This window comes from Kitasatospora sp. NPDC059673 (assembly GCF_042734215.1).
In the GTDB taxonomy this organism is placed as follows: domain Bacteria; phylum Actinomycetota; class Actinomycetes; order Streptomycetales; family Streptomycetaceae; genus Kitasatospora.
This window is the reverse complement of record NZ_JBHWEN010000024.1, coordinates 97,872-110,059: the sequence shown is the minus strand read 5'-3', so window position 1 is coordinate 110,059 and position 12,188 is coordinate 97,872. Positions and strand designations below refer to the sequence as shown.

Here is a 12,188-nt window from a genome sequence, read left to right as displayed (position 1 = left end):
GACCGAAAGGGACGGCCCCACACTCCGGGGCCGTCCCTTTCGGTCTGTCTGCGTGCACTGCGGGTGCAGGCGCGCGGTTCGCGCTCTGCCGGGTGCGACCGCTCGGGACGGTCGCTGCTTCTGCCTCCGGCCTCGCTGCTCAAGGCCGGACGGGGCGGCGTACCGGGCCGGCGGAGGGGTGCCGCCCGCCCGGGCCAGTGCCGCTCCGTTTTCAGGCGCCGCAGTCCCGGCAGATCGGCTGGCCGTTCTTCTCGCTGTAGAGCTGGCTCCGGTGGTGCACCAGGAAGCAGCTCATGCAGGTGAACTCGTCGGCCTGCCGGGGCAGCACGCGGACCGACAGCTCCTCGTTGGAGAGGTCGGCACCGGGGAGCTCCAGGCCCTCGTTGGCGTCGTATTCGTCGACGTCGACGGAGCCGGAGGCCTTCTCGTTCCGGCGGGCCTTCAGTTCCTCGATGCTGTCCTCGTTGAGGTCGTCATCGGTCTTGCGTGGGGTGTCGTAGTCCGTTGCCATGTTTCGCTCTCCCCCTTTGGGTGTGTGCGGTATCTCCAGCGCACGTAACGCCTGGGGGGCCGGTCTTGTGCCCGACCCGAGGCCGAGATTGTGCCTTACTTCAAGCCCTGTTACTCAATCGACACCCGACCCGAGGCCCGTTGGGATGATCGAACAGAGTTCGAACGAGGTCCACCGTGCGAGTGAACGGGCCAGGGGCGCGAGTCAGCGGTCGTCACGGTGCGTGGTGGCCGATCGGCGCCGGGGGCGGCAACTCGGCGGGCAGGAAAGGTTCTTGACCAATGGTTGAGTTGCCCGCGACCCCCCGGTGCAGTGACTCAACGCAATCGACCCATCCGAACGGGTGATCACTCGGCCGGGTGGCGCGCATGGGCCACCCGGCGGAGTGTGATGTTCGTCACATCTGGCGCGAGTGCGGGCGTTTCCCGCAAAAACGGGCCTTTTGGCTCAGCTGTGCGCGGTCGGATTGTCCGCATACCGACCGGAATCGAACAGAGGCGTTCCGCTCCCGGCCCCGCGCGGTGACCGCATTCAGCTCTGTACGGCGGCCACGCCCGACTCGGCGCGGCGGGCCGTGCTCAGCCGCGGGCGGCGGCCGCGGCGGCGCGGCGGGCGAGCAGCGCGGCCTGGCGCTCGTCGAAGCGGGTGGCCTGGGCGTCCAGGCCCTCCAGGAAGGCGCCGAGCTCCTCCTGGGCCTGCCGGCCGGCCGGGCCGAGGCCGGTGAACTCCATGACCTTCAGGTGGCGCAGCACGGGCTGCAGCACGTCGTCGTGGTGGATCCGCAGGTTGTAGATGCCGCCGATGGCGATCTGGGCGGCGGAGCGCTCGAAGCCGGGCATGCCGTGGCCGGGCATCCGGAAGTTCAGCACCACGTCGGCGATGGCGCGCATGGCCTGGTCGGGGGCGATCTCCAGGGCGGCCTTGAGCAGGTTCCGGTAGAAGACCATGTGCAGGTTCTCGTCGTTGGCGATCTTGGCCAGCAGCTGGTCGCAGAGCGGGTCGCCGGAGTGGTGGCCGGTGTTGCGGTGGGCGATCCGGGTGGCCAGTTCCTGGAAGGCGACGTAGGCGACGGACTGCAGCATGCTGTGCGCGTTGTCGGACTCGAAGCCGGCCGACATGTGTGCCATCCGGGCCCGCTCCAGCTCGACCGGGTCGACGGCGCGGGTGGCCAGCAGGTAGTCGCGGATCGCTATGCCGTGCCGGCCCTCCTCGGCGGTCCAGCGGTGCACCCAGGTGCCCCAGGCGCCCTCGCGGCCGAACATGGTGGCGATCTCGTGGTGGTAGCTGGGGAGGTTGTCCTCGGTCAGCAGGTTGACCACCAGCGAGATCCGGGCCAGCGGGGTGACCTTGGACTGGTCGAGGGACCAGGCCTCGCCGCCGAGCACGCCGTCGAAGTCCCGCCCCTGGCTCCACGGCACGTACTCGTGCGGCATCCACTCCTTGGCCGCCTTGAGGTGGCGGTTGAGCTCGGTCTCCACGACCTCTTCGAGCGCGAGGATCAGCCTGGCGTCGGTCCAGGCGGTCGTTGCGATGCGCTGCACGGGGGCGATGGTCACGGCGGTTGCTCCTGCGGATGTGCGGGCGGACCTACGGCTGCGTAGGTTACGACACCGTAAGTTCTTCCGGCCGCAAATGACAAGCCGCCCCTGTCCAGCACTTATGTCGTTCCGACAGAGGCTGAGCAGGGGCGGCTGGGGCCGTCCGGCAGCGGGAAGCGCCACGGACGGGCGCAGGTGGCCCGGAGGGCGGTCCGGCGGCTAAGGGATACGGACCTGGATGCGCAGGCCTCCTCCGGGGCGGGCAGTGGCCTCCAGGGTGCCTCCATGGGCGCGCACCACGGAGCGGACGATCGACAGGCCGAGGCCGACGCCCTTGTCACTGCGGGTGCGGTCGGTGTTCTTCAGCCGCCGGAACGGCTCGAAGATGTGGTCCAGCTCGTAGCCGGGGACCACCGGGCCGGTGTTGCTCACCACCAGCTCTCCGCCTCCGCCGCGGACCGTGGTGGTGGTGATCTCGACCCAGCCGCCGGGGCTGTTGTAGCGGACGGCGTTCTGCAGCAGGTTGAGCGCGATCCGCTCCAGCAGCACACCGTTGCCGTGGGCGGGCGCGGCGGCCAGTTCGGGGCGCAGCTCGACCTCGCGGTTGCCGGCCTCCGGGCGGATCTGTTCCAGGGCGCGTTGGGCGACCTCGGCGAGGTCGACCGGGCGGCGCTCGGTCAGCTCGTTCTCGCTGCGGGCCAGCAGCAGCAGGCCCTCCACCAGCTGTTCGCTGCGCTCGTTGGTGGCCAGCAGGGTCTTGCCGAGCTGTTGCAGGTCGGGCGAGGTGTTCGGGTCGGAGAGCTGCACCTCCAGCAGGGTGCGGTTGATCGCCAGCGGGGTGCGCAGCTCGTGCGAGGCGTTGGCGACGAACCGGTGCTGGGAGTCGAAGGCGCGGTCGAGGCGTTCCAGCATCTCGTCGAAGGTGTCGGCGAGTTCCTTGAGCTCGTCGTCCGGGCCGTCCAGGTTGATCCGGCGGTGCAGGTCGGAGCCGGCCACCTCGCGGGCGGTGCGGGTGATCCGGCCGAGCGGGTGCAGCACCCGGCCGGCCACCGTGTAGCCGACCGCGAAGGCGATCACGGCCAGGCAGACCAGCGCGGTGAGCGCCTTGCGCAGCAGGGTGGAGAGCGCCTCGCTGCTGCGGGTGGCCTGGAAGTTCGCCAGCCACCGGTCGAGGTCGCCCTGGTTGGTCAGGTTGGTGCCGTCATAGGCCCGCAGGGTGACGCCCTGGCCGAGGGTGAAGTGCGGCACCAGGTCGACCTGGAAGGCCGAGCGGACGAAGTAGTACATCAGCAGCAGCAGCACCACGCCGGCCATCAGGAACATCCCGCCGTACAGCAGGGTGAGCCGGATGCGGATGGTGGGCCGCAGCGACAGCCAGGCGAACAGGCCGTCGCCGGGGCGGTAGGCGTCGTCGTCGCGGCGCGGGCCGGGCGGGCGCGGGGGGTGGTTCGGACGCGGGGGCACCTGGCCCGGGCCCGGGGTGGGCACGCCGGGGGCCCCGCCGGGGGGTGGCGGGGTGGTCATGGCCGGAAGTCCTCTCAGACGACAGTGGGTTTACGGCGGGACGGGTCAGACCCGGTAGCCGGAGCCGGGGACGGTGACGATCACCGGCGGGTCGCCGAGCTTGCGGCGCAGGGTCATCACGGTGACCCGGACCACGTTGGTGAACGGGTCGGTGTGCTCGTCCCAGGCCTTTTCGAGCAGCTGCTCGGCGGAGACCACGGCGCCGCCGGCCCGCATCAGGACCTCCAGCACGGCGAACTCCTTGGGAGCGAGCTGCACCGGCTTTCCGTCCCGGATCACCTCGCGGCGGCCCGGGTCCAGGCTGATCCCGGCGCGCTCCAGCACGGGCGGCAGCGGGACGGTTGCGCGCCGGCCCAGGGCGCGGACGCGGGCGACCAGCTCGCTGAACGCGAACGGCTTCGGGAGGTAGTCGTCGGCGCCGATCTCCAGGCCCTCGACCCGGTCGCTGATGTCGCCGGAGGCGGTCAGCATAATCACCCGGGTGGCCAGGCCCTGCTCGACGATCCGGCGGCAGACGTCGTCGCCGTGCACCAGCGGGAGGTCCCGGTCGAGCACCACCACGTCGTAGTCGTTCACGGCGATCCGCTGCAGCGCGGCCTCCCCGTCGTAGACGACGTCGACCGCCATGGCCTCCCGGCGCAGACCGGTGGCGACGGCCTCGGCGAGCAGCTGCTCGTCCTCGACGACGAGTACCCGCACGGTGGTTTCCCTTCTCCCGGAGCGGCCCAGGCCGTGCTGCCCGTGCGGGCCGTGGTGCGCCGGGCGCGGATCCGGACAGATGGATCCGACGGTGCCTCCATCCTGCCTGGTCGCGCGGTAAAGCAGTCGTAAGTCCGGTGCGCCGACGGCGAAAACGGAGGCTCCGGGTGCCGGTTGGACTGTGACTCGGGCAACTTTCCGGCAAGTTGAGGTTTCCCGGGGCCCCGGGTGGGGAGGACACGTGCACACCGTGATGCCGCCCCGTGGCGGCTTTTCACGGCCACCACCCGCCGAGTGCCCCATCCGCACCGGCCGTGGATCGAGAGCCACCGGGTCGCGACTCAAGCGTCGCCCGAGCACCCGACCGGATCCTGCACCGGTCGTGGTGTCCGTCCGGGGTTCATCCGATTCCGTGCCGGGGGGTGTCTCGGACCGTGCCCGTCCGACACAGGAAAAGGGGGCCCGTATGGACGCCTTCACCGCCGGAATCCTTCAGCGGATCAAGAACGCCGAGCAGGATCTGCACCGCGCGATCGAGTCCGGGGACGAGTTCCTGGCCGAGGTCGAGCAGTCCGAGCTGGAAGACCTCCAGCGTCTCGCCGCCGAACACGGCGTCGACCCGATGCTCGGATCGCACCGCTCCGCCGCCTGATCCCCTCCTTCAACGCACCAGCGAGCCCTGGCACGGTTTCCCGAGCCAGGGCCTTTCGCTGTCCGTCGGCGGTGCTCAGTCGTGCCAGGCGCCGAGTTCCTCCAGCCGGGCCTGCAGCGGCTCGAACACGCCGGGCGGGGCGGCCACGGTGAGTTCGCCGTCCGCGGGCAGGCCGGGGCGGGAGCCGGTGAGCGCGCCGGCCTCCTGGGCGATCAGCACGCCGGCCGCCCGGTCCCAGGGGGCCAGGCCGCGCTCGAAGTAGCCGTCGAAGCGGCCGGCGGCGAGGTCGCACAGGTCAACGGCGGCCGCGCCGGCCCGGCGGATGTCGCGGACCTCGCCCATCAGCGCGTGCAGCACCTCGGCCTGGTGCACCCGGCGCTCGCGCAGGTACCCGAAGCCGGTCGCCACCAGTGCCTGGCCCCAGACCGGGGCCGGGCGGACCTGGAGCGGCCTGCCGTTCAGCTGGGCGCCGCGGCCGCGCACCGCCTGGAACAGCTCGCCCCGGGCGGGCACGGACACCACGCCGACCACCGCTTCGCCGTTCAGCTCGGCGGCCACGCTGACCGCCCAGGACGGCAACCCGTAGAGGTAGTTGACGGTGCCGTCGAGCGGATCGACCACCCAGCGCACGCCGCTGGTGCCGGGGCGGTCGGCGCCCTCCTCGCCGAGGTAGCCGTCGTCGGGGCGGCGGGCCGAGATCAGCTCCAGCACCAGCTTCTCGGAGGCCAGGTCCATCTCGGTCACCACGTCCACCGGGCTGCTCTTGGTGGCGGCCACCCCGAGGTCCTCGGGTCGGCCGTCGCGCAGCAGCTCACCGGCCCGGGTGGCGGCCTCGACGGCGGTGGCGAGCAGGTCGTCCAGCAGTTCCACGATCAGATCCTTCAGGCTTGGGCGGCAGCGGGGCGGGGGGCGCGCGGGTTGGGGCAGCAGGCGACGGCGCACACGTCGTGGCTGGGGCCGAGGGCGCCCAGCGCGCAGCGGGTGACCGGCTCGCCGCGCTGCGCGGCGGCCCGTTCCAGGACGAGTTCGCGCACGGCGGCGGCGAACCGCGGGTCGGCGCCGACGGTGGCGGCCCGGGCGACCGGCAGGCCGAGCTCGGCGGCCTTCGCCACCGCCTCGGTGTCCAGGTCGTACTTGACCTCCATGTGGTCGGAGACGAAGCCGATCGGCACCATCACCACGGCCGCGGCGCCGTCGGCGTGCTGGGCCGCCAGGTGGTCGCAGATGTCCGGCTCCAGCCACGGGATGTGCGGGGCACCGCTACGGCTCTGGTAGACCAGCTCCCAGGGCCGGTCGGTGGTGCCGGTGTGCTCGGCGACCGCGTCGGCGATCAGCCGGGCGACGTCCAGGTGCTGGGCGACGTAGGCGCCGCCCGGGGTGCCTCGGGCCGGGTCGTCGGGGGCGCCGGAGGTCTCCGCCATGGCGGTCGGGATCGAGTGCGTGGTGAATGCCAGCCGGGCGTTCTCCCGTGTGCCGTCCGGGAGTTGGGCAAGTGCGGCGAGGGTGGCGTCGATCATCGGGCGGACGAATCCGGGGTGGTTGTAGAAGTGCCGCAGCTTGTCGACGGTCAGCTCGGGCCGGTCCTCGGCGGCCAGCTGGACGAGCGCGTCGGCCAGGTTCTCCCGGTACTGCCGGCAGCCCGAGAAGCCCGCGTAGGCGCTGGTGGCGAGCACCAGCACCCGCTGGTGCCCGGCGTCGGCGATCTCCCGCAGGGTGTCCACCAGGTACGGGGCCCAGTTCCGGTTGCCCCAGTAGACCGGCAGGTCGAGGCCGTGGTCGGCGAAGTCCTTGCGGAGCGCGGCCAGCAGCTCGCGGTTCTGCTCGTTGATCGGGCTGACGCCGCCGAACAGGAAGTAGTGCTTGCCGACCTCGGTCAGCCGCTCCTTCGGGATGCCGCGTCCCCGGGTGACGTTCTCCAGGAAGGGCACCACGTCCTCGGGGCCCTCCGGCCCGCCGAAGGACAGCAGCAGCAGCGCGTCGTACGGCGCGGGGTCGGTGAGGGTGCGCGTGTCGGGCATGGCTCCGATCCTGCCACTCGCCGCGGTGCGCCCGGTGCGCGCCTTCCAATGGCGGGGTGTCCGAATTATCCGGGGTGCGGACGATGGATCACGGTTCGTAAGCTGTGTGGGCGATAGTTGTGCCTTACGCCTATATCCCGACCGCCCTGCCCCCGTGCCGCACCCCGTCCGACGGAGCCATCCCGTGCTGTCCAGCTACCGCCAGATATTCGCCGCCCCCGGCGCTCTGGCCTTCTCCGCTTCCGGGCTGATCGCCCGCCTGCCGATCTCGATGACCGGGATCGGCACCGTCACCATGCTCGCCGAGATGAAGGGCACCTTCTGGCTCGGCAGCGCGCTGTCCGCCACCCTCGCGGTCTCCGCGGCGGTCCTCGGCCCGTGGATCTCCCGGCTGGTCGACCGGCACGGTCAGCGCCGGATCGCACTGCCCGCCGCCCTGGCCTCGGTACTGGCGGCGGCCGGCCTGCTGCTCGGCGCCCGGACCGGCCTGCCGGACTGGACGCTGTTCGTGTTCGCGGCGGGCATGGGCGTGATGCCCAGCACCGGGTCGATGGTCCGCGCCCGCTGGGCCCACCTGTACCGGGACGAGCCGCCGAAGCTGCACACCGCGTACTCCTTCGAGGCGGTCGCGGACGAGCTCTGTTTCATCGTCGGCCCGATCCTCGCGGTCTCGCTGGCCACCACGGTGTTCCCCGAGTCCGGCGTGCTGCTGGCCGGGATCTTCCTGGTGGTCGGCATCCTGCTGTTCACCGGCCAGCGGCGCACCGAGCCGCCGGTGCATCCGGCCACCCAGCACGCCGGGCCCGCGGTGATCGCCAACCGGGGCCTGCAGATCCTGGTGATGACGCTGGTCGCCACCGGCGCTGTGTTCGGCTCGGTCGAGGTGGTCACCGTCGCCTTCGCCAAGGCCCAGCAGCACACCGGCGCCTCCGGCCCGGTGCTCGCCGTCTACGCGCTGGGCTCCTGCCTGGCGGGCGCGGTGTTCGGCACCCTGAAGCTGTCCGGCTCGATGGCCCGCCGTTTCCTGGTCGGGGTGACGGTGATGGCCGCCGGCATGGTGCCGCTGATCCTCGCCGCGCAGCTGATGCACGGCACCGCCGCGCTGGTGGGCGTCGGCACCGCACTGTTCCTGTCCGGTCTGGCCATCTCGCCGACCCTGATCACCGCGATGGCGCTGGTCGAGCGCCTGGTCCCGGCCGCCCAGCTGACCGAGGGCATGACCTGGACCACCACCGGCATGGCGCTGGGCGTGGCGATCGGCTCCTCGGCGGCGGGCCTGGTGGTGGACGCCAGTGGCGCGGCCAACGGCTACTGGGTGCCGGTCGCCGCCGCGGGCTTCGGGGCGCTCGCCGCGTACGCCGGCATGTCCCGGCTGCGCCACCAGCTGGCCGCGGCCGATCAGGCGCCCGTCCCGGAGGCCGTCGCCCCCTAGGGTCTGCCCGGCCCCGGCGTCCACGATGTGAGCCGCCCTCATGTTGGGCCCTTCGGGCCATGGACCTGCGCCCGAGGCAGTGACTACGCTCCCCCCTACCCACCGGTAGAACCGGCAGGCGGGACACGCGAGCGGGAGGGCTCTGGAGATGACCGAGGTCTGGCGGAACTGGGCGGGAAACCAGAGCGCGCGGCCCGCGCAGGTGGTGGCACCGGGCTCGGTCGAGGAACTGGCCTCGGCGATCAAGACGGCCGCCGAGGCCGACCGCCCGGTGAAGGCGGTCGGCTCCGGCCACTCGTTCACCGCGATCGCCGCCGCCGGCGACGCCGTGATGGTGCGCCCGGACCGGCTGACCGCGGTGCGCGGGATCGACCGCGCGGCCGGCACCGTCACCGTCGAATCGGGCCTGCCGCTGCACAAGCTGAACCGGCTGCTGGCGGCGGCCGACCTGTCGCTGACCAACATGGGCGACATCGAGGTGCAGACGGTGGCCGGCGCCACCAGCACCGGCACCCACGGCACCGGCCGGGACTCCGGCTCGCTGGCGGCGCAGATCCGGGCGGTGGAGATCGTCCTCGCCGACGGCTCGGTGCAGACCTGCTCGGCCACCGAGAACCCCGAACTCTTCCAGGGCGCCCGCCTCGGCCTGGGCGCGCTGGGCGTGATCAGCGCGCTGACCTTCGCCGTGGAGCCGATGTTCCTGCTCAGCGCGCACGAGCAGCCGATGGGCTTCGCCGAGGTGCTCGACCGCTTCGACGAACTGACCGCCGTCAACGAGCACTTCGAGTTCTACTGGTTCCCGCACACCGACCGCTGCTCGACCAAGCGCAACAACCGCAGCCAGGGCCCCGCCGCGCCGCTGCCCGGGTTCAAGGCCTGGCTGGACGACGACTTCGTCTCCAACACGGTCTGGGAGGGCGTCTGCCGGGTGGGCCGGACCTTCCCCGGCGCGATCCCGACCATCGCCCAGATCGCCAGCCGCGCCTGGTCGGAGCGCCGCTTCACGGACCAGGCGTACAAGGTCTACACCAGCCCCCGCAAGGTCCGCTTCATCGAGATGGAGTACGCGGTGCCGCGCGAATCGGCCACCACCGTGCTGCGCGAGCTGAAGGCCCTGGTGGAGCGCTCGAACTGGAAGATCAGCTTCCCCGTCGAAGTCCGGGTGGCCCCGGCGGACGACCTGTGGCTGTCCACCGCGAACGGCCGGGACAGCGTGTACATCGCCGTCCACCTGTACCGGGGCACCCGCGAACTGGGCTACTTCACCGAGGTCGAGAAGCTGATGACAGCCCATCAGGGACGCCCGCACTGGGGCAAGCTGCACACCCGGGACGCCGAGTACCTCTCGTCCGTCTACCCGCACTTCGGCGACTTCACCGCGCTGCGCGACAAGGTCGACCCGGAACGCCGGTTCGCCAACGACTACCTGCGCCGGGTGCTCGGCGCCTGACCGCCGGTCAGCCCGCTGCCCCCGCGGCCGGCGAGGCGCCCTGCCCGGCGGCGCCGACCCCGGCGGGGCCGGGCGAGGCTTCCCCGGTGGGCGCCGGGGAGCCGCCAGCGCTCGGCGAGGCGGAGGGCTCGGGCTTGGTGGACGGCCGGGCCGAGGTACTGGGCGCGGGCGAGCCGGAACTCCCGGACGAGGGAAGGTCGCTCGGCCCGGGCCGGGACGGCTCGCCGCTCGGCGACTGCGTCGGGCCGGGCTGCGGCCGGTCACCCTTGCCACTGCCGCCATCACTGTCGGTGCTGTCGCTGTTGCCGTTGCTGTTGCCGTTGTTGCCGGACGGGCGGGGGTTGAACGAAGTGCCGCTGCCGTCCTGGCCGGTGGTGATGTCGTGCAGCGGTTTTCCGGCCGCGAGTTCCACCGACACGATCGGCACCATCGCAATAACGAACACCAGTGCGGATACCGCCGTGTAGGACTTCCAGGTCCAACGGCGTTTCGCCCGTACCAGCTGCGGCTCGTTCCAGTCCTGGCTGATTCCGCCCTCCGGGACCGGCCGGGGATGCGCGGCCGGCGCGGATTCGGTGCCGCGTTCCACCACGTTGCGCAGTTGTTCCCCGGTGCGCTTGAACAAGTGCTGGAAGACCGCGCTTCCGGTCGTCGCCCCCACCGAGACGACGGCCGCTCCGAGTATCGTTCCGTACACTCCGAGTTCCGAGGCGAGTACCGCACCGACCACCGTCGCCAGCGCGCTCGCCGCGACCTGAGCGACCGTCAGGTCAAGCCGCTTGCGCTCGGGCTTCTGGTCGCCCTGGGCCGCTCCGTGCGCGAACTGCTCCCTCTGCTGCGGCATCCAGCCCCCTCGGTCGGCGTGTTGGAATTTCGAACAAGTCTCTCCATCTTGCCCAAAGAAGGACACAAGGGTCGAAAATCCGGTTGCTCCCGGTCGATATATGTGAAGATGATCACCGTCGGTTGATCATCGGCCGTCCATTGGGGTGCCCACTCTTGAGATTCCGATGATTCGCGGGACACTTGAGCGGCGAGCCGCCCCTGTGGATGCCACGAATGGAGTACTGTTCGTGGAGCCTGAGCCTTCGGTCCCGCCTGTCGACACTCCGTCAGACGATGGCCCGGCGCCCGGGTGCGATGTCGACCGTCGACGTGGCAAACAGGCAACCGTGCCACAGCGGCGCGCCCGGGTGAAAGCCCGACACGCCGGGTAACTCTGCAAGGTTGTGGCCACTCGCCAGCGGGCAGGCCACACTCAGTACGGGAGCAGCGACGCAGGTGACGTCGGCAGGCACCACCCGGGAGGTAACCGTGCCCGAACTGCGCGTCGTGGCCGTCAGCAACGACGGCACACGGCTGGTGCTCAAGGCTGCCGACAGCACGGAGTACACCCTTCCGATCGACGAGCGGCTGCGCGCCGCCGTCCGGGGTGACCGGCCGCGGCTCGGCCAGATCGAGATCGAGGTGGAGAGCCACCTCCGCCCGCGGGACATCCAGGCGCGGATACGAGCCGGTGCCTCCGCCGAGGAGGTCGCGCAGGCCGCCGGCATCTCCGTCGAGCGAGTGCGCCGCTTCGAGGGTCCGGTGCTGGCCGAGCGCGCCTTCATGGCCGAGCGGGCCCGCAAGACGGCGATCCGCCGCCACGGCGAGTCCACCGGCCCCCAGCTCGGCGAAGCCGTCGCCGAGCGGCTCGCGCTGCGCGGTGCCGAGAAGGACACCGAACGCTGGGATTCCTGGCGCCGCGACGACGGCACCTGGGAAGTCATCCTCGTCTACCGCGCCGAGGGCGAGACCCGGCGTGCCGCCTGGTCCTACGACCCGCCGCGCCGGCTGGTACAGCCGAACGACGACGAGGCCCGCGCGCTGATCGGCGAGAACGTCGAACGCGAGGAGGACTCGGTCTTCCCGTTCATCCCGCGGATCGCCCGGCTCCCCCAGGATCGCCCGGCCCGCCCGATGATCGAGCGTCCCTCCGCCGACCGCATCATGCACCGCGAGGCAGTCGCCGCGGTCTCCCCCGAACGGGACTCGCTCACCAGCCTGTTGGACGTGGTGCCCTCCTACCGCGGCGACCTGACCCCGGTCGGGCCGAGCGTGGAGTCCACGGTCACCGAGGAGCCGGAGGAGATCGACGAACCCGCGAGTGCGCCTGCGGCGAGCGTCGGCGCGGGCTCCGCGTACGCGGACATCCTGATGCCCCGCTCGGTCTCCCCGCACCGCGACCGCATGGTCGGCGCGACGGACCGCCAGGCCGAGGCGGACGGCGTCCGCCCCGGCCGACGGGCGACGGTGCCGAGCTGGGACGAGATCGTCTTCGGCTCCCGCCGCAAGAAGCCGGAGTAAGAACGCGGTAGGGCACGA

General features: G+C 71.8%; 11 protein-coding genes. 4 read left to right on the top strand and 7 right to left on the bottom strand.

The features are described from left to right. Positions 1 to 211: 211 nt before the first annotated feature. The 4 genes from ACFV18_RS25655 to ACFV18_RS25640 all read right to left on the bottom strand — a co-directional run bounded on the left by ACFV18_RS25655 (position 212) and on the right by ACFV18_RS25640 (position 4,272). Positions 212 to 511 (bottom strand): DUF4193 domain-containing protein, encoded by a 300-nt coding sequence (locus tag ACFV18_RS25655; protein ID WP_043909894.1) that lies wholly within the window; start codon positions 509 to 511, stop codon positions 212 to 214. Between the two features lie 578 nt (positions 512 to 1,089). Continuing rightward, a complete protein-coding gene (locus tag ACFV18_RS25650) occupies positions 1,090 to 2,067 on the bottom strand; it encodes an acyl-ACP desaturase (RefSeq protein WP_380486969.1) in 978 nt (325 codons plus the stop codon). A 201-nt stretch (positions 2,068 to 2,268) separates the two neighbouring features. Then, positions 2,269 to 3,573 (bottom strand): sensor histidine kinase, encoded by a 1,305-nt coding sequence (locus ACFV18_RS25645; RefSeq protein ID WP_380486967.1) that lies wholly within the window; start codon positions 3,571 to 3,573, stop codon positions 2,269 to 2,271. 45 nt (positions 3,574 to 3,618) lie between these two features. Continuing rightward, complete coding sequence (locus tag ACFV18_RS25640) at positions 3,619 to 4,272, bottom strand: response regulator transcription factor (protein WP_099903185.1); 654 nt, start codon at positions 4,270 to 4,272, stop codon at positions 3,619 to 3,621. A 466-nt stretch (positions 4,273 to 4,738) separates the two neighbouring features. On the opposite strand from ACFV18_RS25640, the gene ACFV18_RS25635 reads away from it, so the two are divergent. After that, positions 4,739 to 4,924 (top strand): hypothetical protein, encoded by a 186-nt coding sequence (locus ACFV18_RS25635; RefSeq protein WP_380486965.1) that lies wholly within the window; start codon positions 4,739 to 4,741, stop codon positions 4,922 to 4,924. A gap of 75 nt (positions 4,925 to 4,999) precedes the next feature. Here the strand turns inward: ACFV18_RS25635 and ACFV18_RS25630 are convergent, their stop codons facing one another. Together ACFV18_RS25630 and ACFV18_RS25625 are read right to left on the bottom strand one after the other, a co-directional pair. Next, complete coding sequence (locus ACFV18_RS25630; RefSeq protein ID WP_380486985.1) at positions 5,000 to 5,800, bottom strand: inositol monophosphatase family protein; 801 nt, start codon at positions 5,798 to 5,800, stop codon at positions 5,000 to 5,002. A gap of 5 nt (positions 5,801 to 5,805) precedes the next feature. Next, entirely contained in the window at positions 5,806 to 6,942 is a 1,137-nt protein-coding gene (locus ACFV18_RS25625) for a ferrochelatase (protein WP_380486963.1), read from the bottom strand. Positions 6,943 to 7,126: 184 nt separating this feature from the next. On the opposite strand from ACFV18_RS25625, the gene ACFV18_RS25620 reads away from it, so the two are divergent. Together ACFV18_RS25620 and ACFV18_RS25615 are read left to right on the top strand one after the other, a co-directional pair. Further along, positions 7,127 to 8,374 carry an MFS transporter gene (locus ACFV18_RS25620; protein WP_380486961.1) on the top strand — a complete coding sequence of 416 codons (1,248 nt, stop codon included), beginning with the start codon at positions 7,127 to 7,129 and terminating at the stop codon, positions 8,372 to 8,374. Between the two features lie 148 nt (positions 8,375 to 8,522). After that, on the top strand, positions 8,523 to 9,824 hold the full coding sequence (locus ACFV18_RS25615; protein WP_380486959.1) for a D-arabinono-1,4-lactone oxidase: 1,302 nt from the start codon (positions 8,523 to 8,525) through the stop codon (positions 9,822 to 9,824). A 7-nt stretch (positions 9,825 to 9,831) separates the two neighbouring features. Here ACFV18_RS25615 and ACFV18_RS25610 read toward each other — a convergent pair whose 3' ends face one another. Then, on the bottom strand, positions 9,832 to 10,668 hold the full coding sequence (locus tag ACFV18_RS25610; protein ID WP_380486957.1) for a hypothetical protein: 837 nt from the start codon (positions 10,666 to 10,668) through the stop codon (positions 9,832 to 9,834). A 437-nt stretch (positions 10,669 to 11,105) separates the two neighbouring features. Here ACFV18_RS25610 and sepH point away from each other — a divergent pair, with 437 nt between their 5' ends. Then, positions 11,106 to 12,170: a septation protein SepH gene (sepH, locus tag ACFV18_RS25605; protein ID WP_380486956.1), complete on the top strand. Its 1,065-nt coding sequence runs from the start codon at positions 11,106 to 11,108 to the stop codon at positions 12,168 to 12,170. Positions 12,171 to 12,188 lie beyond the last annotated feature (18 nt).

Excerpts from the sequence above, each read along its gene's own strand:
- ACFV18_RS25655 (WP_043909894.1), bottom strand. The coding sequence starts at position 511 with ATGGCAACGGACTACGACACCCCACGCAAGACCGATGACGACCTCAAC.
- ACFV18_RS25645 (WP_380486967.1), bottom strand. The coding sequence starts at position 3,573 with ATGACCACCCCGCCACCCCCCGGCGGGGCCCCCGGCGTGCCCACCCCG.
- ACFV18_RS25635 (WP_380486965.1), top strand. The coding sequence starts at position 4,739 with ATGGACGCCTTCACCGCCGGAATCCTTCAGCGGATCAAGAACGCCGAG.
- ACFV18_RS25625 (WP_380486963.1), bottom strand. The coding sequence starts at position 6,942 with ATGCCCGACACGCGCACCCTCACCGACCCCGCGCCGTACGACGCGCTG.
- ACFV18_RS25615 (WP_380486959.1), top strand. The coding sequence starts at position 8,523 with ATGACCGAGGTCTGGCGGAACTGGGCGGGAAACCAGAGCGCGCGGCCC.
- ACFV18_RS25610 (WP_380486957.1), bottom strand. The coding sequence starts at position 10,668 with ATGCCGCAGCAGAGGGAGCAGTTCGCGCACGGAGCGGCCCAGGGCGAC.